The organism is Sphingomonas pollutisoli, assembly GCF_029167165.1.
GTDB classification, from domain to species: domain Bacteria; phylum Pseudomonadota; class Alphaproteobacteria; order Sphingomonadales; family Sphingomonadaceae; genus Sphingomonas; species Sphingomonas pollutisoli.
Window position 1 is genome coordinate 55,868 of record NZ_JARFNJ010000005.1, and the last position, 25,615, is coordinate 81,482.

General features: G+C 64.8%; 23 protein-coding genes. 18 read left to right on the top strand and 5 right to left on the bottom strand.

Annotated elements, in window-relative coordinates:
• The first annotated feature begins 34 nt into the window (after nucleotides 1-34).
• The 3 genes from PX554_RS12165 to PX554_RS12175 are packed head-to-tail and all read left to right on the top strand — an operon-like array spanning nucleotide 35 to nucleotide 3,525.
• Nucleotides 35-1,021, top strand: a complete 987-nt coding sequence (locus PX554_RS12165) for an iron-containing redox enzyme family protein (protein WP_218123097.1) — start codon at nucleotides 35-37, stop codon at nucleotides 1,019-1,021.
• A gap of 12 nt (nucleotides 1,022-1,033) precedes the next feature.
• Nucleotides 1,034-2,032: an iron-containing redox enzyme family protein gene (locus PX554_RS12170; protein WP_275502055.1), complete on the top strand. Its 999-nt coding sequence runs from the start codon at nucleotides 1,034-1,036 to the stop codon at nucleotides 2,030-2,032.
• On the top strand, nucleotides 2,032-3,525 hold the full coding sequence (locus tag PX554_RS12175) for a hypothetical protein (protein ID WP_275502056.1): 1,494 nt from the start codon (nucleotides 2,032-2,034) through the stop codon (nucleotides 3,523-3,525). Before PX554_RS12170 ends, PX554_RS12175 begins: the two co-directional genes overlap by 1 nt.
• A gap of 19 nt (nucleotides 3,526-3,544) precedes the next feature.
• On the opposite strand, the gene PX554_RS12180 is transcribed toward PX554_RS12175, so the two are convergent.
• Nucleotides 3,545-4,513 (bottom strand): alpha/beta hydrolase, encoded by a 969-nt coding sequence (locus tag PX554_RS12180; protein ID WP_275502058.1) that lies wholly within the window; start codon nucleotides 4,511-4,513, stop codon nucleotides 3,545-3,547.
• A gap of 293 nt (nucleotides 4,514-4,806) precedes the next feature.
• Here PX554_RS12180 and PX554_RS12185 point away from each other — a divergent pair, with 293 nt between their 5' ends.
• Nucleotides 4,807-5,571: an ABC transporter ATP-binding protein gene (locus PX554_RS12185; protein WP_275502059.1), complete on the top strand. Its 765-nt coding sequence runs from the start codon at nucleotides 4,807-4,809 to the stop codon at nucleotides 5,569-5,571.
• Nucleotides 5,568-6,341 carry an ABC transporter permease gene (locus PX554_RS12190; protein ID WP_176787055.1) on the top strand — a complete coding sequence of 258 codons (774 nt, stop codon included), beginning with the start codon at nucleotides 5,568-5,570 and terminating at the stop codon, nucleotides 6,339-6,341. Before PX554_RS12185 ends, PX554_RS12190 begins: the two co-directional genes overlap by 4 nt.
• Before the next feature lie 94 nt (nucleotides 6,342-6,435).
• On the opposite strand, the gene PX554_RS12195 is transcribed toward PX554_RS12190, so the two are convergent.
• On the bottom strand, nucleotides 6,436-7,182 hold the full coding sequence (locus PX554_RS12195) for a glucose 1-dehydrogenase (RefSeq protein WP_093222003.1): 747 nt from the start codon (nucleotides 7,180-7,182) through the stop codon (nucleotides 6,436-6,438).
• Between the two features lie 106 nt (nucleotides 7,183-7,288).
• Here PX554_RS12195 and PX554_RS12200 point away from each other — a divergent pair, with 106 nt between their 5' ends.
• Complete coding sequence (locus PX554_RS12200; RefSeq protein WP_275502063.1) at nucleotides 7,289-7,639, top strand: ArsR/SmtB family transcription factor; 351 nt, start codon at nucleotides 7,289-7,291, stop codon at nucleotides 7,637-7,639.
• A 50-nt stretch (nucleotides 7,640-7,689) separates the two neighbouring features.
• Here PX554_RS12200 and PX554_RS12205 read toward each other — a convergent pair whose 3' ends face one another.
• Nucleotides 7,690-8,592, bottom strand: coding sequence for a LysR family transcriptional regulator (locus tag PX554_RS12205; RefSeq protein WP_275502065.1), 903 nt, complete (start codon nucleotides 8,590-8,592; stop codon nucleotides 7,690-7,692).
• Nucleotides 8,593-8,731: 139 nt separating this feature from the next.
• Here PX554_RS12205 and PX554_RS12210 point away from each other — a divergent pair, with 139 nt between their 5' ends.
• Together PX554_RS12210 and PX554_RS12215 are read left to right on the top strand one after the other, a co-directional pair.
• A complete protein-coding gene (locus PX554_RS12210) occupies nucleotides 8,732-9,661 on the top strand; it encodes an alpha/beta fold hydrolase (protein WP_275502066.1) in 930 nt (309 codons plus the stop codon).
• Complete coding sequence (locus PX554_RS12215; protein ID WP_275502068.1) at nucleotides 9,658-10,125, top strand: cupin domain-containing protein; 468 nt, start codon at nucleotides 9,658-9,660, stop codon at nucleotides 10,123-10,125. The genes PX554_RS12210 and PX554_RS12215 overlap by 4 nt, the downstream gene beginning before the upstream one ends.
• Before the next feature lie 72 nt (nucleotides 10,126-10,197).
• Here the strand turns inward: PX554_RS12215 and PX554_RS12220 are convergent, their stop codons facing one another.
• A complete protein-coding gene (locus PX554_RS12220) occupies nucleotides 10,198-11,088 on the bottom strand; it encodes a LysR family transcriptional regulator (protein ID WP_275502069.1) in 891 nt (296 codons plus the stop codon).
• A 313-nt stretch (nucleotides 11,089-11,401) separates the two neighbouring features.
• Between PX554_RS12220 and PX554_RS12225 the strand changes: the two genes are divergently transcribed.
• From PX554_RS12225 to PX554_RS12270, 10 genes are all read left to right on the top strand, one after another.
• Nucleotides 11,402-13,051: an electron transfer flavoprotein-ubiquinone oxidoreductase gene (locus tag PX554_RS12225; RefSeq protein WP_275502071.1), complete on the top strand. Its 1,650-nt coding sequence runs from the start codon at nucleotides 11,402-11,404 to the stop codon at nucleotides 13,049-13,051.
• An 18-nt stretch (nucleotides 13,052-13,069) separates the two neighbouring features.
• On the top strand, nucleotides 13,070-15,340 hold the full coding sequence (locus PX554_RS12230) for a 3-hydroxyacyl-CoA dehydrogenase/enoyl-CoA hydratase family protein (RefSeq protein ID WP_275502073.1): 2,271 nt from the start codon (nucleotides 13,070-13,072) through the stop codon (nucleotides 15,338-15,340).
• Nucleotides 15,341-15,397: 57 nt separating this feature from the next.
• On the top strand, nucleotides 15,398-17,167 hold the full coding sequence (locus PX554_RS12235; RefSeq protein WP_275502074.1) for an acyl-CoA dehydrogenase C-terminal domain-containing protein: 1,770 nt from the start codon (nucleotides 15,398-15,400) through the stop codon (nucleotides 17,165-17,167).
• Between the two features lie 80 nt (nucleotides 17,168-17,247).
• Nucleotides 17,248-17,994: an electron transfer flavoprotein subunit beta/FixA family protein gene (locus PX554_RS12240; protein ID WP_275502076.1), complete on the top strand. Its 747-nt coding sequence runs from the start codon at nucleotides 17,248-17,250 to the stop codon at nucleotides 17,992-17,994.
• Nucleotides 17,995-18,030: 36 nt separating this feature from the next.
• Nucleotides 18,031-18,966 carry an electron transfer flavoprotein subunit alpha/FixB family protein gene (locus PX554_RS12245; RefSeq protein WP_275502077.1) on the top strand — a complete coding sequence of 312 codons (936 nt, stop codon included), beginning with the start codon at nucleotides 18,031-18,033 and terminating at the stop codon, nucleotides 18,964-18,966.
• Between the two features lie 50 nt (nucleotides 18,967-19,016).
• Entirely contained in the window at nucleotides 19,017-19,667 is a 651-nt protein-coding gene (locus PX554_RS12250) for a CoA transferase subunit A (protein ID WP_275502079.1), read from the top strand.
• Nucleotides 19,668-19,670: 3 nt separating this feature from the next.
• Nucleotides 19,671-20,324 carry a 3-oxoacid CoA-transferase subunit B gene (locus PX554_RS12255; RefSeq protein WP_275502081.1) on the top strand — a complete coding sequence of 218 codons (654 nt, stop codon included), beginning with the start codon at nucleotides 19,671-19,673 and terminating at the stop codon, nucleotides 20,322-20,324.
• Nucleotides 20,325-20,358: 34 nt separating this feature from the next.
• Nucleotides 20,359-21,108 carry an acetoacetate decarboxylase gene (locus tag PX554_RS12260; RefSeq protein ID WP_275502083.1) on the top strand — a complete coding sequence of 250 codons (750 nt, stop codon included), beginning with the start codon at nucleotides 20,359-20,361 and terminating at the stop codon, nucleotides 21,106-21,108.
• Nucleotides 21,109-21,352: 244 nt separating this feature from the next.
• On the top strand, nucleotides 21,353-23,395 hold the full coding sequence (locus PX554_RS12265) for a phosphocholine-specific phospholipase C (protein WP_275502084.1): 2,043 nt from the start codon (nucleotides 21,353-21,355) through the stop codon (nucleotides 23,393-23,395).
• A 65-nt stretch (nucleotides 23,396-23,460) separates the two neighbouring features.
• Complete coding sequence (locus tag PX554_RS12270; RefSeq protein ID WP_275502087.1) at nucleotides 23,461-24,801, top strand: POT-type proton-dependent oligopeptide transporter; 1,341 nt, start codon at nucleotides 23,461-23,463, stop codon at nucleotides 24,799-24,801.
• Here the strand turns inward: PX554_RS12270 and PX554_RS12275 are convergent.
• Nucleotides 24,777-25,583 carry a DeoR/GlpR family DNA-binding transcription regulator gene (locus tag PX554_RS12275; RefSeq protein ID WP_275502088.1) on the bottom strand — a complete coding sequence of 269 codons (807 nt, stop codon included), beginning with the start codon at nucleotides 25,581-25,583 and terminating at the stop codon, nucleotides 24,777-24,779. The two genes, PX554_RS12270 and PX554_RS12275, sit on opposite strands and share 25 nt — an antisense overlap.
• Between the last annotated feature and the right edge of the window lie 32 nt (nucleotides 25,584-25,615).

Genomic DNA, 25,615 nt, shown 5'->3' on the forward strand with positions numbered 1-25,615 from the left:
CCTGCGGACGTGTCCACCGTGACGGAACGGTATCGTGACCGAAGACACCTATACCGCCAGTCGCCCGCGACTCATCGCCGAGGTCCGCGTCAACGAGGCCACGCTGATGCTCGGCGACAGACACACCCTTGTCGCGCGTGATTTGCCGCAGACCGTGCTCGAACGTACGCTCAGACGGATGGACGGCGCGACCACTCTCGATCGGATCGTCTTGGATGAACCCGCCCTACCGCGCGAAGCCGCCGACGAACTCGTCGCGTCGCTCGACGCACTCGGGCTGATAGATGATTCCGCGCTCCCCGCTTTCCGATCGGGATCCGAGGTGATCCTGGAACTTGAAGAACTGATCGAAGCGCGCTGCGAGACAACGATCTACCGCAACCCGTTCTGGAGAACATGTCTTGCCGCCAACGCGCCGGACGAGTTGCCGCAACGGCTGGCCACCGGCATGGTTATCGAAAATTGGCATTTCTTGTTCCGGGAGAGTTATTTCGACGCGCCGGTGCTGTCCTACGTCCCCAACACCGCAGTCCGGCTGCTGCTCAATGAATTCTTCGCCGAAGAATATGGCCATGACGAGATTCTGCTGCGGTCGCTGGCGCACGTCGGCCTGACGTATGAGGACATGCAGGACGCCATCCCGCTCCCGGAAACCATGGCGCTGTGCAATGCCCTGGCCTATTGGGCGCACAACGATCCGCTGTTCTTCTTCGCGACGCTGGGCCTGCTGGAAGGCCAAGGGATGAAGGAGGACAGCTTCATTGAGGCATGCACCCGGGTCGGAATGGACGAGGCTTTTGTCGGGCCGCTGCGCACCCATGCGAACATCAACATCAGCGCTTGCCACGGCAATCTCAGCCGGCTGATCTATCAGAAAATTCCCGCAATTACCGAAGCGGAAGCAAGGCGGCTGAAGGCGCAAATTCCGTTGTTCGTCGACCTGTATGACGCATTCTACAGCGGCGTCTGGCGCCACTATACCGCGGACGCACCGCTGCTGCGGCGTGTCTCCGAGCTGTGAAGGAATAGTAGCATGGACGCCACTATCGCCGGTCTCAGCCACCCCAAGTTCAGGCCCGGTGTGACGACGGACGTCGGGCCAAACAGCGTCACCGTCCGCGTCGGCGAGACCAAATGCGCGTTCGCGTTCGAAACGGCAGAGGCTCCCGCCGTGGCCCGGCTGATCGACCAACTCACGACCGGCGGCGGTACGATCGACACGATGATTGCCACCGTGCCCGAAATCGCCGAAAAGGTGCCGCCGCTACTCCAGGCGCTCGACGCCGTCCGCCTGCTCGTTGACGCGAGGCCGCATACCGCGGGCATGGTAAGCGGCGCGCAACTCTACCGCGAGGTTCGCCGGATCGCCGAGCGCGTCACGAGACGCGTTGCCCGCTCCGCCTTCCAAACCGCGCTCGTCGAGCGACACGCGACGCGCGAACACCTGATCGGCTATGCCCTCGAATATTTCTACATCGTCAAGGCCGCGCCGGGGCTGATCGCCCCCGCGCTGGCCACCGCGTTCACCCGACGCGAGCGGAATCTGCTTCAGGAGTTCCTAAAGTCGGAACTCGGACACGACGCATTTCTCGGACGAGCGCTGGACGCGGTCGGGATTACCTCCGCCGAGTTGGAGGCGCATCAGCCGCTACCCGCCACTTTCGCATTATGCGCGGCGCTCGGCGTCTATGCGCGCCAGCATCCGTTATCCTTCAAGGCGGTGCTGTTCCTGTTCGAAATGGCGCAGGCGGCCTTCATCGACGCGTTCGACGCTCGGTGCCGCGAACTCGATTTACCTGCCGCTTTCTATCTCCCGCTGCGCGACCATGCCGATCTCAACGCGGACTACGACCATGCCGACATCTCACGTGAATTGCTGGCGCTGGAGGGCGTGATCGATCGCGAGGCCGTCGTCGTGGTGAAACGTCACGTCGCGTTGATGATCGAGACGATGATCCAGCAGGAGGAACAAATCCTCGCCGCCTATGCCGAACCCCGCGCGACGATCGCGCGCATCTTCGAGAACGCCTGATGGATCTCTGGACCTTTCATCGCTACCGCGAACCCAAGTTGTGCGTCGATGCGATCCAAGTCTCGCCGGATGCGCCCGCGATCACGCTCGTCCAAGGCGATACGCATTACACGCTCGCGGTCGATGATCCCGCAGCCGCAGCGCGTATAGCCAAGGAGCTCGCGACGCTGCGCGACAGCGGCGCGCCACTATGGGACTTGATGCGCGAAGCGGGCGCCGACGGTTGGGGCGCCCTCGGTGCGTTTCTCGACAGCCGCGCCCTGATCGGCGAAGGCCATGACGAAACCCGGCAGGCGCTCGCTCGGAGGATTGCCGCGATCGAGACCTGCATCGCCGGCACCATCGCCGCCATCCGTGAAAATTTGCCTTCCGGTCGGCTCGAACGCTTGGCCGCCCACGCCGCGTTGCTGAGGGCGGAGGCAAACGCAACACTCTCCGCCGACGCGCTCGGCACCACGGGCGATCCGTTCGACGCGGACGTCCAGCCCAACTTCTTCCTCGCGCTGATCGTCGCCGAATTCGCCTATTTCCGTCGGTCGGCGCCCCTAACGCTGGTTGCGGCCGGCGTGATGCTCGCGCGCATCGCAGGTGACGACGCCACCTTGCCGGAGACCGACGCGGTCATCGAAGCGCTTTCCCTCTACGATCCACGCGACCTCGAATCGCACCTCTGGCTTGTCGCGCGCGGACTGATGGATTCGACTGGCGACGCTGCGAGGCGCTTCTCGACCCCACCGGTTCCAGACCTGCCGATGTTGCCCGGCCTCGAGTTCATGCGCCGCCTGGAAGTGCTGACGCGTAGCGCGCTCGCGGCATGGGGCGAGAACGCGTACGTTACGCTGCTCGACGCGCTTGGCGATCGCTGGTCGCCGCTGGTCGCGGGGCCGTTCATCGAGCAATATCATGTCACATGCCGCTTCGTCGAAATCGTCGCCCCAAGCCTCAGCCGCCGACTGATCGCGCCGCTCCGCGCGATGATGTTCCGCTATTATGGCGAAGAGGTGGGCCACGAGGCATTCGAAAGCGCGACCTGTCAGGCGCTAGGCATCACCCAGGCGGCGCTCGATAAGGCGATGCCGCTACCGCTGCACGTCGCGTACGTGGATTTGTTGACGCTTGTCGCGCAACTCGATCCGCTCACGGCGTGCGCGTCGATCATGGTGGCCGAAGGAGTGTTCGGCGAGCCGCCCGACATGTCGATCCGCCTCGCCGCCGCCGCGCGTACCAATCCCGCATTCAGCGACCTCGCGGGCGATCACGAGGCGCTGAACGAAGATCTGAACCACAACAGCATCTCGCGCGACGCGTTCGAACATATCGCGGCTGTGCCACCGGCCGCGCAGGCGCGTGTCATTCGCCGCATCCTGTTCCTGCTTGAACTCAACCACCGCGCCTGGTCCAGCATCGCCGATTTCTACGGGCCACAAACGTCGCTGCATCTGCAGGGCTCGCTGGGTTCTATGCTGTCGCCCGAAGGCCGGCGCGCGTGTTGAGAGGAGATTCCCAGATAGTTCAGCCGAAGCCCTGCGCCCGTGCCCATGTGGCGAAGAGTTCCTTCCAGTGACGCGCCGGCTCGCCTGCCGCGCCGGGGAGGCCAAGACCATGTCCGCCGGCGGTGAAAAGATGCGTTTCGACCTTCACCCCCGCCGCCTTCAGAGCCGCCCGCATCTCGAGCGTATTCTCCACCGAAACGACCGTATCATCCTCGGCATGGGCCATGAAGCAGGGCGGCGTGGCGGTGGTGACGTTGTGCGCCGGACTGTGCACCCGCTGCGTTTCGGGCGATGGGTTTGGCCCGAGCAGCATGTCGCGCGAGCCGCCATGCGCGAGCGGCGCACTCATCGACTGGACGGCATAGATCGGTGCCGCGATCGCGGGCTGCGCACTCAACCAATCGCTCGCGTCGAGCGGATCATAGACGCGTGCGTCATAGCGGGTGGCGAGATCGCCGCAGACGTGGCCACCTGCGGAAAAGCCGAGTGCGCCAACCTTGTTTTGATCGAAACCGTATAGCGACGCCCGCGATCGGATGAGCCGCATGGCGCGCTGCGCGTCGGCCAGCGGCACATCCGCCCGGTTCGCCCACCCTTCACCGGGCAGACGATAATACAGCACGAACACCGTCCAGCCGCGTTCGCTGAGCCAAGGCCCGACCTGATAGCCCTCGACATCGATGACGATCACCGAATAGCCGCCACCCGGCGTCACCAGCAGCGCCGCCCCGTTCGGCTTGGAAGGCCGGAACACCTTCATGCGCGGCCGGGCGATCCCCTTCACCATCCTGCCGTGGCGTTGGGCGTCGCCAGTCTCGATCACCTGCTCGACCGGCAGGACGGCCGGCGCACCGGGCGGCGTGCCGGGCCACAGATCAATCTCCTCGGCCGGAAACGCGGGCCACATGCCAGGCTCGGCGGCGTGAACGCCGGAACTCAGCAGACCCGCACCAACCCCGGCCAACAGCGTTTCGCGGCGGTTCAACATAGGTGTTCGTCTCTCCCTTGCGGGGGCAGTCATCTCCGGCGGCGTGACGCGTGTCAAAGCCAATGTGGGCGGCACCGGCCCCCGCATTCGTGAGCGGTTCGAGCCCGCGATAGGTGCGAACCCGGCTGGATCTTTCGATCGATATGGGGCGCAGACGGCAAGGAAGCTCGCCCCGATACCGACTTCCAAAACATGCCACGCGGGCTCGATACGTGATGTTACGGATGTCCCTCGGAACCGCCGCCGGTCATCTTGGGTCGATGGCTCTCGGGACGCGGGCGGATCGGGCACGCATGAGCAAGACTGGGCCAGTCGTCGAAACCCATGCGCTTGGCCGTCGCTTCGGCAGCGTCGTCGCTGTCGCGGATCTGAGCATCACGATCGCGCCGGGTGAAACCTTCGCGCTGATCGGCCCAAACGGGGCAGGCAAGAGTTCGCTGATGAAGATGCTGACCACACTGCTCCCGCCGACCGCCGGCGAGGCGCGTGTCGCGGGATACGATATCACGCGCGAGCCCCAGCAAGTACGGCGGCACATCGGTTATGTCCCGCAACTGCCGTCCGCCGACACGGAACTGACCGGTTACGAGAATATGCTACTTTCCGCGCGCCTATATCTGCTTCCGGCGCGTGAACGCCGGCCCCGGATCGCGGAGGCGCTCGCGTTGATGGAACTGAGCGATGCGCGCGACCGCGCGGTCGGCACCTATTCGGGCGGCATGGCGCGGCGTCTGGAGATCGCACAGAGCACGCTCCATCGACCCGCCGTTCTGTTCCTGGACGAGCCGACGGTAGGACTTGACCCGAACGGCAGGCTTGCCGTCTGGGATCATGTGAGGCGCCTGCGGCGGGAGACCGGCGCCGCGATCGTCTTCTCGACGCATTACATGGAGGAAGCGGAAGATCTCGCCGATCGGGTCGCGCTGATCAGCCGCGGGCGCCTTGCCGCGGTGGGCACCGTGGCCGAACTCAAGAACGCGCATGGTGCCGCCTCGCTCGACGCGCTCTTCACAAAGCTGACCGGCGCGGCGCTATCCCCGACGGCGGTTCGGCCATGAATCCGGTGCGAGCCTATTTGACGCAGGTCCATGCGGTCACGGCAGCCGAAGTGATGAAACTGGCACATGATCCGATGGATCTCGTCACCCGCGCGGTGCAACCCATATTGTGGCTGCTGCTGTTCGGCCAGGTGATGGCGCAGGTCCACGGTTTGACGAACGGTTCGTATCTCGACTTCCTCAGCCCGGGCGTACTCGCGCAAAGCGTGCTCTTCGTCGCCATCTTCTACGGCCTCTCGGCGATCTGGGAGCGCGATCTCGGCATTCTCCACCGCTACATGGTGAGTCCTGCCCCGCGCAGCGCGCTGGTCATCGGCAAGGCGATCGCCTCGAGCGCCCGCGGCATCACCCAAGGCATCGTCATATATGCCTGCGCGGCGCTGCTCGGCGTGAAGCTGAGCTTCGCACCGGCCAACCTGCTCGGCGTTCTGGTCATGGTCTTCATCGCCTCGGCGTTATTCTCGACCTTCTCCCTGATCATCGCCTGCATCGTGAAGACGCGGGAACGCTTCATGGGCATCGGCCAGTTCCTGACCATGCCGATCTTTTTCGCGAGCGACGCCATCTATCCGATCGAGTTGATGCCGCCCTGGCTGCGCGCGATCGCGCACTTCAATCCGCTTACCTATGAGGTGGACGGGCTGCGCGCGCTCATGCTGACGGTCGGCCGGTCCCATTTTCCGTTGACGGTCGATTATGGCGCCCCGGTGATGTTGCTCGCGCTCCTCATCGCCCTCGCCAGCCGGATGTACCCGCGCTTGACGGAGTGAGCCCGGCCGAGCACCGTATCCGAGGCGGATCAGCGGCGGGTGCCGTGCCCATGAATCGCCCCGTCAGGACGATCCATGCGCACGGCCGTTGCGATCAGCGAATGCCGCCGCTCGCGGTGATGTTCTCGCCGGTCAGCCAGCGGGCATCGTCAGAGGCGAGGAACGTGACGACGTCGGCGATGTCATCGGGCTGGCCTACGCGGCCGAGCGGCGTCTGCGCGATAAGCCCGGTCTCCATCTCGGAACCGATAACGCCGGCGGCGTGCGTGCCTTCGGTCACGACGAGCCCTGGGCTGACCACATTGACCCGGATTTTGCGTGGGGCCAATTCATTGGCATGCACACCCGAAATCGCATTCACCGCGCCCTTCGTCCCGGCATAGGCGGCCGCGCCCGGCGTATTCACATGCGTGATCGCGGACGAGATGTTGATGATGCTCGCGCCCTCGCCGAGATGCGGCGACGCGGCCTGCGTGGCGAGGAGGATGCCGAGCACGTTGACGTCGAACTGGCGCCGGTAATGGTCCTCCGTCACGTCCTCGATCGATGCGAATTCGTAAATCCCGGAATTGTTGACCAGCACGTCCAACCGGCCAAACCGCTCCACTGCCGCCTGGATCAGTGCCTGTGCGTCCGCAAGCTTGGACACGTCGCCCTGCACCGCGATGGCCTTGCCGCCACTCGAGGTGATCGCCTCGACCACGGCGTCCGCCCCAGCCTTGCTGGACGCATAGTTGACGACGACCGAAGCTCCGTCAGCCGCCAGCGCCCTGGCGATCGCGGCTCCGATACCCTTTGATGCTCCGGTCACCACCGCGACCTTGCCGTTGAGCTTTGCCATAGTCTCCAATCTCCGACATGGGCAGGCACCGGACCGGAGCCATTCTCCCATAGTTCGGGAATCTGGAACTAACGCTGCTCGGATCAAGACCCTATATGAGAAAAATATGAGGCCGATGATTCACCCTGCGATGGACGACGTCCGACCGGAAGCGATCCTCCACGCGCTCTCCGATCCGGATCGCGCGGCGATCTTCGCGAAGATCATGAGGGCCGGCTGCGTGGACGCCTGTTCGGCGGTGGCCGCATTGGGCGATCGGATCATTCCAAAGTCGTCGCTCTCCAATCACTTGAAGATGCTACGGGACGCGGGCCTGATCCGCAGCGAGCGTCATGGTGTCGAGGTGCGAAATCACTCGCGCTGGGCGGAGGTGGAAGAGCGGTTTCCCGGCCTCTTGCCCGCCATCATCAACGCCTATGCCCCGAACGCCGCGTGTAGAACGCCAAGCATCGATTAACGCGGCGACCGATACTGTACATCGGCCATGCGCGGTGATCGGAAGGCCGGCTAAGCAGGTGTGCCGGGTTCGTCCCAATCCGGCGGATCGCCGAACGCCAGTTTTACGTGGTCGACAAACGCGCGCAGCCTCGCAGGCGAACCGTGCTGATAGGCGATCGTGATCGGCGTCACGTCAGGCTCTAGCCCAAGGTCGAGAATCTCGAGCGTTCCGGACTTGATCGCCTGATAGCTGTGGAAGGTCGGAAGCCAGGCGATACCCAGCCCCGCCACCGCGGCATCGCGCATGGCGAGACAGGACGTGACACGGAGCCTTGGCGGGACACGCGCGACGACCCGCTCGATTTCAGCCTTGAAGGTCCAGTCGTCGGGGCCGCGCTCCATATAATGAATCGCCTTGTGATGAGCGAGGTCCGCAATGGTCTCGGGGCGGCCGTAACGCGCCAGATAGGCCGGAGCGGCCACGAGGGAGCGCCGGCTGATCGTGAGTTGCTCGGTCGCAAGCTTCGGCAGTCCGTCGGGGGCGATCCGCACGATCGCGTCGAAGCCGCCGCTCAGGTCGCTGATCCGGTCATCGAAGTCCGCCGTTACCGTGATGTCCGGGTGACGATCCATGAAGTCGTACAGGATCGGCCCCAGATGAAGGTCGCCGAACGCGCGCGGAGCGACGATCCGCAACGGCCCCGCGATTTCCCCGCGCCGACGCGCGAGATCCTCCCGCGCCTCGTTCGTCTCGGCGACGATGCGCCGCGCGCGCTCGAGCAGGATAACGCCCTCGTCCGTCAGGGCATGCTGGCGACTGTTGCGGCTCAGGAGCCTGGTGCCGAGTGCATGTTCCAGTTCGGTCAGGCGTTCGCTGACCGTGGATTTCGAAAGCCGAAGCTGTCGGGCGGCCTCGTTGATCGATCCGCAATCCGCGACCGTGACGAAGGCGATGATCCCGTCGAGCTTCATCGTTCGCGATCTCCGAAATGTAGGTTCGGCATTTCCGACCTGTTAGGACGTTTCACTCCCGATCATAAAGTCACGCAAGCACGGCTGCCAAGCAGGAGTCGCGCAAACCGAGCAACAGACACTTAAAAGGGGGCGGACGATGAGGGCATTTGGCATTCCGGCCATGGTCGCGGCCATGACGTTGTTCTTCATGCCGGTTTCAGCGGTTGCGCAGGATTTCGATTTCCCGCCGTCCTTCGCCGTGCGGGACATCGCGACCAACGGCACGACCCTGCACGTTCGGGTCGGCGGCGCTGGGCCGGCGGTTCTGCTCCTGCACGGTTACGGCGAAACCGGTGACATGTGGGCGCCGCTGGCACGCAATCTGATGCGAGACCATATTGTGGTCGTGCCGGACCTGCGTGGGCTGGGCCTCTCGGCGAAGCCGGCCTCCGGCTACGACAAGAAGACACAGGGTTTCGACATGGCCGGCGTGCTCGATGCGCTTAAGATCGACAAGGTCGATCTTGTCACGCACGACATCGGCAATATGGTCGGCTATGCATTCGCGGCCGAACACCGCGATCGGGTCAAGCGGTTCGTCCTGATGGATGCGCCGCTTCCCGGCATCGGCCCCTGGGAAGAAATCCTGAAGAACCCGCTCCTCTGGCACTTCCGCTTCGGGGGGCCTGACATGGAGCGGCTCGTCGCGGGGCGGGAGCGCATCTACCTGGATCGCTTCTGGAACGACTTTTCGGCCACGCCGGCCCGGTTCAGCGAAGCTTCGCGGCAGCATTATGCCCGCCTGTACGCGGCGCCCGGCGCCATGCACGCGGGCTTCTCCCAATTCGCCGCGTTCGATCAGGATGCGATCGACGACAAGGCTTCCCTCGCTGCGGGCAAGCTGACGATGCCGGTGCTGGCGATCGGCGGCGAGAAGTCGTTCGGGCCGCAGATGGCGGCCGTCATGCGCTTCGCCGCCACCAACGTGACCGAGGGCGTGGTGCCGGACGCGGGCCATTGGCTGATGGAGGAGCAGCCCGAAGCGACCGTGAAGCTGGTCCGCGACTTTCTGGATGCGGGGCGATGAAGGGCCGCATTTCGTCCGGTTTCGCGCTGATACCGCTGTTTCTCCTGGCGGCGGCGTCACCACCGGACGGCGAGCGCCGGCTGAGCCGTGAGGAAGCGGCCGCGCTTCCGGTCGTCGCGGCGGGGGGCGGTACATCCGGGCTGAACACGATCGAGACACGCCTCCTGAAGGGGGATCCCGCCCGAGCCGGCCTCTACACCATCTCGATCAAGGTGCCGCCGAACACGCACATCGCCGCGCACACCCACCGCGACGACCGGACCGCGACGGTCGTCGCCGGCCTGTGGCACTTCGGCTATGGCCCGGATGCGAAGAGTGACACCACGCGCGGGCTGCCACCAGGCAGTTTCTATACCGAACCGGCGGGCAAAGCGCACTTCGCTTGGACGGGACCGGAGGGCGCGACCGTCTATATCACCGGCATCGGACCATCGGACACCCGGTATCTTGCCACGCCACGTTGACCGACTTTGGATCGGCTCTCGCGGCCCATCGCGGCACCCCACCCTTCCTGCTAGACGAAAGGACACGGCGGCTCAGGGCCGGTCCGGCGACGCCTCGGTCAACGCCTTCGCTTCAGATGTGATCCAGTTCATCACGGCGCGCACCCGCGGCGCGAGCGTCTCGTTGGCGGGATAGGTGACGTAAAAGGGGATCGGCTCCATCTTCGAATCGGGAAGCAGCCGCACGAGTTCCCCCGCGCGAAGATCCGCTTCGACTTGGAAGTAGGGGAAAAGGCTGATTCCAAGCCCGCTGCGTACCGCTTCGTGCTGCGCGAGGCTGCTGTTCGTCCGATAGGTGCCGGACACCCTGACGGCCTCGCCATCCACGTTCCAGATCTGGCGGGTGGAACCGTAGCTGAACAGCACACAATCATGGTGCTGCAGGTCCGCGGCGCACTCCGGGGCCGGACGACCCGCGAGATAATGAGGCGCGGCGACCAGGTGGCGATCCACATCGCCCAGATGCCGGGCGGCGACCGTGGTTTCCATGATCTGGCCAGTCCGCATGGCCAGATCGAGTCCGTCCTCGATCATGTTCACGAAGCCGTCGCTCAGGATCATCTCCACGGTGATCGCGGGATAACGGCGATGAAAGTCGACAAGGCTTCGGGCGAGATGCAGCCCGAACATGCTCGTGGTTCCGATTCTGACATGCCCGCCGTGGTGGCGGTCACGTCCATGAATCTCCGTCTCCAGCGCATCCACCTCCCGCAGAATGCGCCTGGCCCGTGCCAAGAAGACGCGCCCATCGTCCGTCAGCGTGAGATTGCGCGTCGAACGGCGAAATAGCGTCACCCGAAAATGGTTCTCGAGCATGCTGATACGGCGGCCGACGGTCACCTGATTGGTCATCGCTTCCCGAGCCACGGCTGAAAAGGATCCGCTTTCGGCAACCCGAACGAACCATCGCAGACCTTCGATCACCGGAGCCATTCCTTCACTTAATGAATAAGTGATCTACGTTGCAAGCCAATTGTCGATCATTGCGAACAGGATTACGTGGCGGCGCATCAGAACGTCACATACTTCGGGAGATTTCCCGATACCACTTCGAGATAACAATCACATTATTCGCGAATCTATTTAGATAGATTTGTCGTACATATTCAAATTTTCAACAAATCCGGCAACCAGAAACTGATCTCACTCCAATCTTCAATTTCTCCTGCATATATATTTACGAATTTATTGTTGAAATACCAAGGAAATATCTGTGAATCCTGAGCCTCGGGAAATGATGGAATTCGACGTTGTTATCGTCGGCGCCGGCCCAGCCGGCCTCGCCGCCGCGATCCGGCTCCGTCAGCTCTCGCTGGAACGCGGTCGAGATATTTCGGTCGTGGTCGTGGAGAAGGGCTCCGAGGTTGGCGCGCACATCCTGTCCGGCGTCGTGGTCGATCCGATTGGACTCGATCAGCTTCTGCCCGAGTGGCGCACCCATCCCGAGCGGCCGCTGACAACCGAGGTGACGGAGGATCATTTCCTCCAGCTCAGCGCCTCCGGCGCACGCGCCCTGCCCGCCAAGCTGATGCCGAAACTGCTCAGCAATCACGGCAATTTCATCGGCTCACTCGGCAATGTCACGCGCTTCCTCGCCGCTCGGGCGGAGGAACTGGGCGTGGAGATCTTCCCCGGCTTCGCAGCGACCGAACTGCTCTATGATGGCGACCGTGTCGTCGGCATCGCGACGGGGGATATGGGCGTCGCGCGGGACGGAACGGCGCGACCCGATCATGTCCGCGGCATGGAACTGCGGGCGCGCTATACATTGCTTGCCGAAGGCGCGCGCGGCTCCCTGAGCAAGCAGGCGATAGCCCGCTACTGGCTCGATAAAGGCTCGGACTTCCAGAAATACGGGATCGGCATGAAGGAACTCTGGCAGGTCAAGCCGGAGCATTTCCGGCCCGGCCACGTCCAGCACAGCTTCGGCTGGCCGCTGGACAAGCACACCGGCGGCGGCTCCTTCCTCTATCATTTCGACGATAATCTCGTCGCCGTCGGGTTCGTGGTGCATCTGAACTACAGCAACCCCACGCTCTCGCCCTTCGACGAATTCCAGCGCTTCAAGACGCATCCGGCCATTCGCGATACGTTCGAAGGTGGGAAACGCCTCGCTTATGGCGCCCGCGCCCTCACCGAAGGCGGTTGGCAGTCTGTGCCGCGCCTCACCTTTCCGGGCGGTGCGTTGCTCGGCTGCGCGGCGGGCTTCGTCAACGTGCCGCGCATCAAGGGGTCGCACAATGCGATCCTGTCGGGACGCCTCGCCGCCGATGCGATCGCCGACGAACTGGTTCGCGACGAACCCGCCATCGAGCCCGTCGCCTATGAGCGAAACTGGCGGGGCTCCGCAATCGGGCGCGACCTCCACCCGGTCCGCAACGTCAAGCCGCTTTGGTCGCGCTATGGCATGCCGCTCGGGGTGATGCTGGGCGGGATCGATATGTGGTCGCACCAGATCCTCGGTCGCTCGTTGTTCGGCACCGTCGCGCACGGCAAGCCCGACCATGCCTGCCTCCGCCTGCTCTCCGAAGTGACGCCGATCCAATATCCGAAGCCCGACGGCGTGGTCAGTTTCGACAAGCTATCTTCCGTGTTCCTGTCGAACACCAACCATGCCGAGGATCAACCCTGCCATCTGAAGCTGCGGGATCCTTCAGTTCCAATCAAGAACAACCTGCCGCTCTACGGCGAGCCAGCGCGCCTCTACTGCCCGGCCGGCGTCTACGAAGTGACATACGAGGACGATGTCAAGAAAATTGGTCCGCGTTTCGTCATCAATTCCCAGAACTGTGTTCACTGCAAGACCTGCGACATCAAGGATCCAGCGCAGAATATCACCTGGGTGCCGCCGGAGGGCGGTGGTGGTCCCAACTACCCGAATATGTAACCAGAGAAAGTGGTAGGAATGTCTGACATTACCATCCGAAAAGCCGCCGTTATCGGCGCCGGCACCATGGGTTCCGGCATCGCGGCGCACCTCGCCAACGCAGGGCTGGACGTCGTTCTGCTCGATATCAAGCTGGAGTTCGCACAGGGCGGCATCGACCGCCAGCTCAAGGCTGGCGGCTTCATGCGGCCCGAATTCGCCGCTCGCGTGAAGCCAGGGGCAACCGGTACCGACATGGGTCTGCTCGCCGATTGCGACTGGATCATCGAGGCGGTCGCCGAGCGGATCGAGATCAAGCACGCGCTGTTCACCTCGATCGCGGCGGTGCGCAAGCCCGACGCCATCGCCGCCTCCAACACCTCCACCATTCCGCTGCACATTCTCCTCGATGGCTTTTCGGAGGATTTCGCGTCGCATTTCCTCATCACCCACTTCTTCAATCCGCCGCGCCACATGCGTCTGCTGGAGCTGGTCACGGGTCCGCGCACAGCATCCACCGTGGCTGACACAATCACCCGTTTCGCCGATGAGCGGCTCGGCAAGGGCGTGGTGCCCTGCAAGGACACGCCAGGCTTCATCGGCAACCGCATCGGCTGCTACTGGCTGGCGGTCGGGCTCGATGAGGCGATCCGTTCGGGCATTCCCGTCGAGGTGGCGGACGCGACGATCGGCAGGGCGTTCGGCTTCCCCAAGACCGGCATTCTGGGGCTATACGATCTGATCGGCAACGATCTGATGCCGCAGCTCATCCGCTCGCTTCAGGACGCGCTGCCGAAGACGGATGCCGTTCAGGCGATCGCGGCGGAGCCTCCGCTGCTGCACGACATGCTCGCGAAGGGGCTAACCGGCCGCAAGGGCGGCGGCGGCTTCTATCGCCGCTCGGCAGATCGCAAGTCGATCGAAGTCATCGATCTGACGACGGGCGCCTATCGTCCGCAGCAGCCCGCAACCTCCGACAGCCTGGACGCGGCAAACGGCGATGCCCGCGCGTTGATCGGCCACCCGGGCCAGGCGGGGCGTTATGCCCGCGCCGTCCTGTCGGCCACGCTCGCCTATTCGGCCTCGCTGGTGCCCGAGATCGCGGATCGCCCCGATCTCGTCGATGAGGCGATGCGGCTCGGCTATGGTTGGAAATTCGGCCCCTTTGAACTCATCGACCGGATCGGCGCGCAATGGCTCGCCGATGCGCTCGCCGCCAATGGCATGGCGGTGCCGCCACTGCTCGCCGATGCGGCACGGAGCGGCGGTTTCTACCGGCTCGTCGATGGCGTTCGCCACGTGCTGACGCCACGGGCGGACAAAAGCGACTATGTCCCGGTGCCGATCGCGGACGGCGTGATCTCGCTCGCCGCGATCAAGCTGCGCGACAGGGCGGTGTCGACCGACGAGGCGGCGAGCCTCTGGGACATCGGTGACGGCGTCGGCCTGCTTGAATTCCATACGAAGATGAACAGCTTCAGTCCCGCGCTGCTGAACGCGGTGACGCGCACGGTGAAGCTGGCGCCTCAGCATTTCAAGGCGCTGGTGATCGGTAACGAAGGTCCAGCCTTCAGCGCTGGCGCCGATCTCTCCGCCGTACTGGCCATGTCAGCCAACGGCGACGCGGCGGGAATCCGCGCCTTTGCTCTGGCCGGCGTGGCCGCGTTCGATGCGGTGCACGATGCGCCCTACCCGATCGTCGGGGCGGGCTTCGGCGCGGCACTCGGCGGTGGCTGCGAAGTGCTGCTCCACTGCCACGCCGTGGTCGCCGATGCCGAAATCGGCATCGGCCTGGTCGAGCCGCGCGTCGGCCTGCTCCCCGGCTGGGGCGGTCTCACGGAGTTGATGGTCCGCCTTCAGGAGCGGTTCGATGACCCCGCCGAGGCGGCCGCGACCGCGCTGCGAACCGTCCTGGCCGCGACCACGTCCGCGGGCGCCCATGACGCGCGCGCCAAGGCCTTCCTCCGGCCGACCGACGGGATCGTGATGAACCATGATCGCCTGATCGCGCAGGCCAAGGCGCACGCCCTGGCGCTGCTGCCCGGCTTCACCACGCCCGTGCGCGCACCGGTGACACTGCCGGAGGCTTCCGTTCTCGACGCGGTTCTCGCCGACATGGCACCTTCGCTCGCACCGCACGACATCGTGATCGGCAGGGCGATCGCCGATGTCCTGTCGGGGCCGATCACCCTCACCCACGCCGAACTCAATGCGCGTGCGGTCATGGCCTTCGAGGCGCTCGCGCTCAGCGAGCCTACCCGCGCCAGGATCACCCAGATGCTACGCACCGGCAAGCCGCTACGCAATTGACGACGACTGTCGCGAGATTGGCCCAATCCCCTTCTGTCCAGCACTAGGAGTGCTTCCATGCCTGATTATACTGCCCCGCTCGACGACATGACCTTCCTCCTCCAGGATGTGTTCGATGTCGAAAAGACTTTCTCCGTGTTGCCGGGTTACGAGGAGGTTTCGGCCGAACTCGCGGCCTCGGTGCTGGAGGAGGCGGGCCGCTTCTGCGCGGGCGTGCTGCGTCCGATCAACCAGAGCGGTGACGAGGAAGGCAGCAGGCTGGACAACGGCGTCGTCCATACGCCCAAGGGCTTCAAGGAAGCCTATAAAGCGTTCGTTGACGGCGGCTGGTCGGGCCTGTCCTCGCCGACCGAATATGGCGGTCAGGGCCTTCCCCGCACGGTGCAGATCCTGGTCGATGAGATGCTGTCCGCGTCGAACCTGTCCTTCGGCCTGTTCCCCGGCCTGAGCCGCGGCGCCGCGGAGGCGATCGAGGCGCATGCCAGCCAGGCGTTGAAGGACCAGTATCTGCCCAAGATGGTGGCCGGCGCATGGACCGGCGCGATGGGCCTCACCGAGGGCACCGCCGGGTCGGATCTGAGCCTGGTCAAAGCGACTGCCAAGCCGCGCGACGACGGCTCCTATACCGTGACGGGATCGAAGATCTTCATCTCGTCGGGCGATCACGACATGGCCGAGAACGTCATCCATCTGGTGCTCGCTCGCCTGCCCGACGCTCCTCCCGGCACCAAGGGCATCAGCCTTTTCCTGTGCCCGAAATATCTTGTGAACGACGACGGTTCGCTCGGCGCGCGTAACGCGGTCAACGTCGGCTCGCTGGAGCACAAGATGGGGATTCACGCCCAACCCACCTGCGTCATGAACTATGACGACTGCCAGGGTTGGCTGGTCGGCGAGGCGAACCGTGGCCTCAACGCCATGTTCACGATGATGAACGCGGAGCGGCTGTTCGTGGGAGTGCAAGGTCTCGGCCTCGCGGACGCCTCCTACCAGACCGCCGCCAATTACGCGAAGGAGCGTAAGCAGGGCCGCGCACCTGGCGCGAAAGAGTCGGGGATGATCATCGCGCATCCCGATGTGCGCAAAATGCTGCTGACCATGCTGTCCTTCACCGAGGCGGCGCGCGCGCTGACCGTCTTCGCCGCGCTGGAAATGGACAAGGAAACGGCGCACCCGGATCCGGAGGTCCGCAAGCGTGCCGCCGGGCTGGTCGCGCTCCTCACCCCCGTCATCAAGGCGGGTTTCACCGATTTCGGGTTCGAGGCCACGGTGCTTGGTCAGCAGGTGCTGGGTGGCCATGGCTATATTCGCGAATGGGGCCAGGAGCAGTTCGTGCGCGATGCCCGCATCGCCATGATCTATGAAGGCACCAACGGCATCCAGGCCCAGGATCTCGTCGTCCGTAAACTCGGCCTGGACGGCGGCGCGCCGGTCCGGACGTTCCTGGCGATGGTCACCGAAACCATTGCGGAGGGTCGCCAGGTCGCGGCCGCTCGCGATACGGCCGCAGCACTCGACGAAGCGCTGGAAGCGTTGGAGAGCGTCACCACACGCCTGACGACGGGCGCGAATGCCGACCCGCTGGAGCAGAATGCCGCCGCGACGGACTATCTGCGCATGTTCGCGTTGGTCACGTTCGGCTGGCTGTGGCTACGCATGACGCTGGTCGTGGTGGCGAAGGGCGACGCCGCGACACCGCATGAAAAGCGCAAGATCGAGATCGCGCGCTTCTTCTCAAGCCGCATCCTCCCTCAGTCGCTTTCACTGGGGAGCCAGATTTGCAGCGGTTCGGCGCCATTGATGGCGATCGCGTCCGAAGCCTTCTGAACTCTCCCGGCCCGTGCCGGCCTCGCCGCCGTCCTCTTCCCGGCCCGCCGCCGGCACGGCCATCCGCAAGGTATGAAATCATGAAAATTCTGGTGCCTGTCAAACTGGTGATCGATTCCAACGCCAAGGCGCGGGTGAAGCCGGACCAGAGCGGCGTGGATCTCGCCAACGTCAAGCTCTCGATCAATCCGTTCGATGAAATATCAGTCGAGGAAGCGGTCCGCCTGAAGGAAGCCGGCAAGGTGAGCGAGGTGGTGGCGGTCACCATCGGCGTGGCCAAGGCGCAGGACGCGCTACGCGCCGCGCTCGCGATCGGCGCCGATCGCGGCATCCTCATCCAGACCGACGAGATGGTTGAACCGCTCGCCATCGCGAAGCTGCTCGCCAAGGTGGCCGAGGCCGAACAGCCGGGCGTGGTGATCCTGGGCAAGCAGGCCATCGACGATGACAGCAACCAGACCGGCCAGATGCTGGGTGCGCTGCTCGGCTGGCCGCAGGCGACGTTCGCCTCGAAGGTCGACCTGTCGGCGGAGGCGGTCGAGGTCACGCGTGAGATCGATGGCGGCCATCAGACGCTGAAGCTCACCCTGCCCGCGATCGTCACCACCGATCTTCGCCTGAACGAGCCGCGCTATCCGTCCCTGCCCAACATCATGAAGGCCAAGAAGAAGCCGATCGAGACCAAGGCGCCGGCCGATTACGGCGTCGATGTCACGCCGCGTCTCAAGCTGCTGAAGGTCAGCGAGCCGCCCGCCCGCTCCGCCGGCATCAAGGTCAAGACCGCCGGCGAGCTGGTCGAAAAGCTCAAGTCGGCGGGCGCACTCTGACGCATCGCGTCTGAAAGATTTTTCGAGGAAACAGCAATGACGACCCTCCTGATCGCGGACCACAACAACACGTCGCTCGCCGATGCGACATCACGGGCGCTGACCGCCGCGCTCCAGCTTGGCGGCGATGTCCATGTGCTGGTCGCCGGCGCGAACGACCGGGCGGCGGCAGACGCGGCAGCAAAGCTCGATGGCGTGAAGAAGGTGTTGCTCGCCGACGATCCGGCGCTCGACCATCAGCTCGCTGAGCCAATCGCTGCGCTGGTCGTATCGCTCGCCGGGGATTACGATGCGATCGTCGCGCCAGCGACCGGCAACGGCAAGAACATCCTGCCGCGCGTCGCCGCCCTGCTGGACGTCGCCCAGGTGTCCGAAATCACCAAGGTGATCTCGTCCGACACGTTCGAGCGGCCGATCTACGCCGGCAACGCCATCGCCGAGGTGCGAAGCACGGATAGGAAGACGGTGCTGACGGTGCGCGGCTCCGCTTTCGCGCCCGCGCCCCAAGGAGCGGCAACGGCGCCCATCGAGCCGGTCGCGGCGGTGGCGGGCGACTATCGCTCCTTCTTCGTCGGTGAAGCGCTCGCCAGCAGCGATCGTCCGGAGCTCACCTCGGCCAAGGTCATCGTCTCGGGCGGTCGGGCACTCGGCTCGGCGGAGAAGTTCAACGAGGTGATCCTGCCGCTCGCCGACAGGCTCGGCGCCGCCGTCGGCGCGTCCCGTGCCGCCGTGGACGCGGGATATGCGCCCAACGATGACCAGGTCGGCCAGACCGGCAAGATCGTCGCGCCTGATCTTTACATCGCACTCGGCATCTCGGGTGCGATTCAGCATCTCGCCGGCATGAAGAACTCCAAGATCATCGTTGCGGTGAACAAGGACGAGGATGCCCCGATCTTCCAGATCGCCGACTATGGCATCGTCGGCGATCTGTTCCAGGTCGTCCCGGAAATCGAAAAAGCGCTGAACTGATCGATTTCCCGGAGCGGTGTGCCGCTCACTTCAATTCAAAGGATATTGCGATGAAGAATCCTATCACGGCGGAGGAGGCGGTTGCGCTGATCCCCGACGGAGCCTCGATCATGATCGGCGGGTTCCTGGGGTGCGGCACTCCGCTCCGGCTGATCGAAGCACTGATCGCGGCGGGCAGGAAGGAGCTGACGATCATCACCAACGACACCGGCCGCCCCAATGAAGGCGTCGGACGTCTGATCCACGAAGACCGCGTCAGCCACGTCATCGCCTCGCATATCGGCACCAATTCCGAGACGCAGCAAAAAATGCTCGACGGAACGATGCGCGTCGATCTGGTGCCCCAGGGCACGCTCGCCGAACAAATTCGTGCGGCGGGCTATGGGCTGGGCGGCGTGCTGACCAAGACAGGACTCGGCACCCTGGTCGCCGAAGCGGGCGAGGTGGTGACGCTCGGCGGCGAGCAATGGCTGTACGAACCGCCGCTCAAGGCCGATTTCGCGCTGATCTACGCCGATGTCGCGGATCAGGTCGGCAACCTGACCTATCGCTTCACCGCGCATAACTTCAATCCCGCGATGGCACTGGCCGGGGCCACGGTGATCGCCGAGGCGCGTGAGATCGTGCCCGTCGGCAGCATCGCGCCCGACGCCGTGAAGACGCCCGGCATCGTTGTGCACCATCTGATCGCGAAAGCCTGAACCATGAGCAAGGAAATCATCCTCCGGCGCACCGCGCGGGAGCTTCGGCCGAACACGCTGGTCAATCTCGGCATCGGCCTGCCGACCGGCGTCGCCAACTATGTGAGGCCGGAAAGCGGTATCTTCTTCCAGTCGGAGAATGGTCTGGTCGGGCTTGGCCCCAGGGCGGTGGCCGGCTTCGAGAACCGCGCGCTGACGGATGCGGGCGGCGGCTTTGCCACAGCCGTGCCGGGCGCGATGTCGATCGACAGCAACCTGTCCTTCGGCCTGATCCGCGGCGGCCATGTCGATACCACCGTGCTCGGCGGGCTTCAGGTCGATGAGGCCGGACATCTCGCCAACTGGATCGTGCCGGGAAAGATGGTACCGGGCATGGGCGGAGCGATGGATCTGGTCGCCTGCGCCAACCGCGTCATCGTCGCCATGCAGCATACCGCCAGAGGCGCGTTCAAGATCGTCCCCAAATGCACCCTGCCGCTGACCGCCGATCGCCGCGTGACACTGATCATCACCGAGATGGCAGTGATCGAGCCAACGGAGGCCGGGCTGATCCTGCGCGAGCGGGCGCCGGGCGTCTCGGTCGAGCAGATCCGCGAGGCGACCGAGGCGGTCCTCATCGTGGACGGCGAAGTGGCCGAGATGAACCTCGCCGCCTGAACGTCGGATACCAAATTCGGAAGCGAGAACCATCATGAGCATTCAGACCCTGCCGGACGAGGCCTTCGCCATCCCCTTTGCCAGTCCCTCCTATCCGCGCGGCCCGTTCCGCTTCTATGATCGCGAATTCGTGATCATCACCTATCGCACCGATCTCGACGCGCTACGCGCGGTGGTGCCCGAACCGCTCGAGATCATCGATCCGATCGTGAAATATGAATTCATCCGCATGCCGGATTCGACCGGGTTCGGTGATTATACCGAGACGGGCCAGGTGATTCCGGTGCGGTTCAACGGGCGCGACGGCAATTACACCCATGCCATGTATCTGGATGCGGCTGCACCTATCGTTGGCGGTCGCGAGATCTGGGGGTTCCCGAAAAAGCTCGCCAAGCCGAACCTGCGCGTGGAGGGCGAGGTTCTGGTCGGCACGCTCGACTGCGGATCGATCCGCTGCGTCAACGCGACGATGGGCTACAAGCACAATATCCTTCCGCTCGATCCCATCCGCAAGAGCTTGCAGCAGCCGAACTTCTTGGTGAAGGTCATCCCCCATGTGGATGGCTCGCCCCGGATCTGCGAGCTTGTCGAATACTACCTTGAAGATTTGCAATTGAAGGGCGCCTGGTCCGGGCCGGCCAGCCTGCAATTGTTCGATCATGTCCGCGCCGACGTCAGCCGCCTCCCCGTTCTCGAGGTGCTTTCGGCCGTTCATTTCGTGACGGATGTTACGCTCGGCATGGGCAAGGTCGTCCATGACTATATGAACGGCGCGGCCAGATAGGACACGCCGCGGGCCGAGAAGCGCATGCGCTCGTCGACCCCGGCCGGTCGTGTCCTGCCGCCCGTCGCTAGAAGAAAGTCCCCTGAAAGCCCAAACGCCTGCCCGGGGGCGGGGCCGTTCATATTCTGCAGAAAAGCCACAAAATATCGCCATTCCGTCCCACTTCGTCATATGCCTTGCATAAATAACGGTCAAAGCGAGCGCGTTTTCGGATGATGGGGCGGGCGTGACGATCGATCGCAGGATGTTTCTTCTCGGCGCCTCGGGTGCCGCCGCTGTCACGAGCCACACGGCGACGGCGCTGCATCGCCCCGCCGGGCGCGGCTCGATCCAGGATATAGAGCATGTCGTGATTTTGATGCAGGAGAACCGCTCCTTCGATCATTATTTCGGCAGCTTGCGCGGCGTGCGCGGCTTTGCGGATCCGCGCCCCGTCACGTTACCGAGCGGCAAGCCCGTCTGGGCGCAACGCCGCGCGGATCGCGACGGCGGCGAGATCGCGTGGCCCTTCCGGCTCGACTACAACAGCAGCAACGCACGGTGCTTCACCGGGCTCGATCATAGCTGGAAAGACAGTCAGGCGCGTTGGCGCAACTGGGATGTCTGGGCGGAGCAGAAGGGACCGCTGACGATGGCGCACCTGACCCGCGCCGACATCCCCTATTATTACGCGCTCGCCGACGCGTTCACCATCTGCGACGCGTACCATTGTTCGCTACAGGGGCCGACCGGTCCGAACCGGCTTTATCACTTCACCGGCACCAGCGGCCTCAGCGTCGGACAGGAGGGCGAATATTGCGTCACCAACGGCGGCAGCGACCCCAATCCGGGCGCGGACATGGCGAAGGACGACGCTACCGAGGGGCTGCCGTGGCGGACCTATGCCGGGCGGCTGGAGGAGGCCGGCATATCCTGGCGCGTCTATCAGGAACTCGCCAATTATTCCGACAATCCGCTCGGGTACTTCAAGGAGTTCCGCAAGCTGGACCCGACTTCATCGCGGTATCGACGCGGGCGCGCTTACGTCGATTGGATCGACGGCATCGCACCGGCCGATCCCGAGAAGACGCAGGCGCGCCACCTGATCGCCGCCTTCGCCGCGGACGTGGCCGCCGATCGTCTGCCGCAGGTGTCGTGGATCGTGCCGATGATGCAGATGAGCGAGCATCCCGACGCCCCGGTCCCCTTTGGCGAGGTGCTGATCGGCAACCTCGTCGCCGCGCTGGCCGCCAATCCCAAGGTATGGGCCAAGACCGCCTTCATCCTCAATTATGACGAGAATGACGGCTTCTTCGATCATATCCCGGCACCGATGCCCGCGATCGCGCCGCGCTACGGCGCGAGCAACGTCGATGTCCGAAGCGAGACGTATCAGGGCGAGCCGGTGGGGCTCGGCCCGCGCGTACCGATGATGGTGATATCGCCCTGGACGCGCGGGGGTTGGGTGAACTCGCAAATGTTCGATCATACCTCGGTGCTGCGCTTCCTCGAAAAGCGCTTCGGGGTGGCGGAACCCAATATCTCGCCCTGGCGGCGCGCGATCTGCGGCGACCTGACCTCGATCTTCGATTTCGACGTTTCGCAGGAGGCGCGTCTCGATACGCACTGGGCGAAGGCGCTCCCCTCCGTCGCCGGCTATATCGCGGAGACCGAGCATCTGTGTAAAAGCGGTTCGCCGCCGCAGATCGCCACGAGCAAGGGCGTTCCCGCGCAGGAGCCGGGCACGCGTCCCGCGCGCGCGCTGCCGTATCGTTTCGCCGTCGAGCCAAGCTGGTCCGATGCCGGGTTGACGCTGCGCTTCGTCAACGAAGGGAACGTCGGGGTCGTGTTCGGCGTGCAGGATGAGACCGCCTTTCCCGGCTGGCGCTATTTCACCGTCGCGGCGGGTTCGCGGCTCGAAGAGGCGTGGCCGTTGCGTCGCGATCGGCCGCATGCGCTGGTGGTGCGTGGGCCGAACGGCTTCCACCGCGAATATCGCGGCCCCGGCGGCGCGGCGCGGATCGAGGCGACGGTCGACTGGCGCGACGATGGCCGGGTCGGCATGCTGCACCTCGCCGACCGCGACGGGACGGCGGCGACCGTGACGATGCATTGCGCGCACACCGGCCGGCAGGAGCGATTACCGGTTGCGGCGGAGACGCAGCACCCGCTCGCGCTCTCCGATCATCGCTGGTACGATGTGATGCTGGTAGCGTCGGATGGCACCCGGCTGCGGCTCGCGGGGCATGTCGAGACCGGCGAACCCGGCGTCAGCGAGCCCGTCGCGGCTTATCCGCACCCGCTTTGAGCCGCGACTGTCATCACGGTGTTGCGAAGCGCGCCTAGCGCCGCCCGTCGGCAGGGGCGGGCGAGATGGGCGACGCGGTAACCAAGGACGGCACATTGCTGGACAGGCGCTTCCTGGCGCTGGCGATGATGGAATTCTGGGAGCGATTCGCCATGGCCGGCGTGAAATCGCTGCTCGTGCTGATGCTGGTCGATCATGTCTTGGCCGGCGATCTGACGCGCGTGGCCGGGGCGACGGCGGTGCGCGATGCCAGCGCGGCGCTGTTCGGTCCGGTCTCGATCACCGGCCTCGCCTCCCAGCTATATGGCTACGCGAATGCCCTGATCTACCTCGCCATCCCGCTCGGCGGCCTGGCCGGAGATCTCGTGGGCAGCCGCCGGCTGGTCGTGGTTAGCGGCGGCGCGGGCATGCTGCTGGGCCTCACGCTCATGCTTGCGAACGGCAGCTTCCTGATCGGCCTGGTCTTCTTCGCCGCCGGCACCGGGCTGCTCAAGGGCAATCTCTCCGCCCAGGTCGGCCTGCTGTTTCAAGACGAGGCGCAGCGCAGGCGCGCCTATACGGTCTATCTCGGCTTCCTCAATGCGGGCGTGATTTGCGGCCCATTGGTGTGCGGCGGGCTGGAGGCATTTGCGGGTCCGGCTTATGGTATCGGCGCGGCGGCGGTGGCGGTTGCCATCGGCCTGTTCTTCTATTCCCGTACCGGCCGGGACGTCGCCATCGGCCCGGCAGCGGCGATGCCCCCGCGCACGCCGGGCCGGCCGGCCGCCGCGGCGGGCGTGCTGATCGTCGCGCTCGCCGCCGTCTATCTATGCTTCGCCGCTTACGAGCAGCTCGCCAACATCTTTCTGGTCTGGGCGCGGTCGCATGTGGATTTGCGCTTGGGCGGATGGACGGTGCCGGTGGCCTGGTTTCTCTCGCTCGACGGCGCTTTCACGCTGGCCTTGGTCGCCGCGTCGCACGCGGCGGCGAGAGCGCTCGAACGGCACGGCGTCGTCATTGGCGCGAGCGTGCAAGTGTTGCTCGGCGGGCTGTGCTGCTCGGGCGGGTATCTGGTGCTGACGATCGGTAGCACGGCCGGGGGGACGTTGCCGCTCCCCTGGGCGATCACCTACCTGCTCTTGATCGATGCCGCGGTCGTGCTGATCTGGCCGTCGGGCCTCAGCCTGATCGCGGGAGTCGCGCCCCGCCGGCTGGTCGGCTTCTGGATGGGTCTGTTCTACCTGCACGGGTTCTTCGCGAACCTGTGGGTCGGTTTCAGCGGCGTATATTATGAGCGGATGGGGCCGCCATCCTTCTGGCTGCTCCACGCCGGCGTGGCCGGCGCGGGGGCGCTGCTCGTGCTGGTCATCGGATTACCGCTGTTGCGCGTCGCGCGCGCGGGTCAGGCGACCACCACCTCGGCATGAGCGAAGGCACGCGCGTAATCCTCGTTCAGCGGTTCATCGGTGACGAGGATGTCGACATCGGTCAGCGCCGCGGTCTGGATCAGGGCGTATCGGCCGATCTTCGAACGATCGGCGGCGAGCAGCACCCGCTTCGAGGTGGCGTACGCGATCCGGCTCATCTCCGCCTCGCCCGGATGGAAATCCATCAGCCCGCGTTCGATGCTGATCCCGCCCACCGACAGGATCGCGAGATGCGGGGTGAAGCCACGCACATACTCCTGCGCGACATGGTCGGAAAAGGCGCGGTAGTCATAATCCATCTGTCCGCCGGCGAGGAACAGGCGGTTGTTGTTGATGCCGCCAAGATCTTTCGCCACGTGCAGCGAATTCGTCACGACCGTCAGCGAGCGCCGCTCGACAAGCTGCCGCGCGATGAAGCAACTCGTCGTGCCCGAATCGATGAACAGGATCGCGCCGTCATCCACCAGTTCGGCGGCCGCGCGGGCGATGCGCAGCTTGGCATCGGCATTCTCCTCCATCCGCTGATGGAGCGGCCCCTCATGCACGGGCGTCGCCATGCGCGCGCCGCCATGCTCACGGATGACGACCCCCTGATCCTCGAGCGCGCGCAGTTCGCGGCGGATCGTTTCGTCGGACACGGCGAGGTCGCTCGCCAATGCCGTCACCGATAACGTCCGTCCGCTGCGCAGCCGCGTGATGATCTCGCGCTGGCGCTGTGATCGCTTCTCTATCGTCCCCTCCCTCTGATCGCTTGCCGTCGATTCGGATGCACGGCAAGACATGCGCCGCGCCCGCTGATTTGCAACCGCCGGGC

Coding starts and splice junctions, on each gene's coding strand:
- PX554_RS12255 (WP_275502081.1), top strand. CDS start 19,671: ATGAGCAAGGAAATCATCCTCCGGCGCACCGCGCGGGAGCTTCGGCCG.
- PX554_RS12210 (WP_275502066.1), top strand. CDS start 8,732: ATGAGGGCATTTGGCATTCCGGCCATGGTCGCGGCCATGACGTTGTTC.
- PX554_RS12195 (WP_093222003.1), bottom strand. CDS start 7,182: ATGGCAAAGCTCAACGGCAAGGTCGCGGTGGTGACCGGAGCATCAAAG.
- PX554_RS12270 (WP_275502087.1), top strand. CDS start 23,461: ATGGGCGACGCGGTAACCAAGGACGGCACATTGCTGGACAGGCGCTTC.
- PX554_RS12215 (WP_275502068.1), top strand. CDS start 9,658: ATGAAGGGCCGCATTTCGTCCGGTTTCGCGCTGATACCGCTGTTTCTC.
- PX554_RS12235 (WP_275502074.1), top strand. CDS start 15,398: ATGCCTGATTATACTGCCCCGCTCGACGACATGACCTTCCTCCTCCAG.
- PX554_RS12250 (WP_275502079.1), top strand. CDS start 19,017: ATGAAGAATCCTATCACGGCGGAGGAGGCGGTTGCGCTGATCCCCGAC.
- PX554_RS12175 (WP_275502056.1), top strand. CDS start 2,032: ATGGATCTCTGGACCTTTCATCGCTACCGCGAACCCAAGTTGTGCGTC.
- PX554_RS12265 (WP_275502084.1), top strand. CDS start 21,353: ATGTTTCTTCTCGGCGCCTCGGGTGCCGCCGCTGTCACGAGCCACACG.
- PX554_RS12200 (WP_275502063.1), top strand. CDS start 7,289: ATGAGGCCGATGATTCACCCTGCGATGGACGACGTCCGACCGGAAGCG.
- PX554_RS12205 (WP_275502065.1), bottom strand. CDS start 8,592: ATGAAGCTCGACGGGATCATCGCCTTCGTCACGGTCGCGGATTGCGGA.
- PX554_RS12180 (WP_275502058.1), bottom strand. CDS start 4,513: ATGTTGAACCGCCGCGAAACGCTGTTGGCCGGGGTTGGTGCGGGTCTG.
- PX554_RS12225 (WP_275502071.1), top strand. CDS start 11,402: ATGGAATTCGACGTTGTTATCGTCGGCGCCGGCCCAGCCGGCCTCGCC.
- PX554_RS12190 (WP_176787055.1), top strand. CDS start 5,568: ATGAATCCGGTGCGAGCCTATTTGACGCAGGTCCATGCGGTCACGGCA.
- PX554_RS12170 (WP_275502055.1), top strand. CDS start 1,034: ATGGACGCCACTATCGCCGGTCTCAGCCACCCCAAGTTCAGGCCCGGT.
- PX554_RS12260 (WP_275502083.1), top strand. CDS start 20,359: ATGAGCATTCAGACCCTGCCGGACGAGGCCTTCGCCATCCCCTTTGCC.
- PX554_RS12230 (WP_275502073.1), top strand. CDS start 13,070: ATGTCTGACATTACCATCCGAAAAGCCGCCGTTATCGGCGCCGGCACC.
- PX554_RS12240 (WP_275502076.1), top strand. CDS start 17,248: ATGAAAATTCTGGTGCCTGTCAAACTGGTGATCGATTCCAACGCCAAG.
- PX554_RS12245 (WP_275502077.1), top strand. CDS start 18,031: ATGACGACCCTCCTGATCGCGGACCACAACAACACGTCGCTCGCCGAT.
- PX554_RS12185 (WP_275502059.1), top strand. CDS start 4,807: ATGAGCAAGACTGGGCCAGTCGTCGAAACCCATGCGCTTGGCCGTCGC.
- PX554_RS12275 (WP_275502088.1), bottom strand. CDS start 25,583: ATGTCTTGCCGTGCATCCGAATCGACGGCAAGCGATCAGAGGGAGGGG.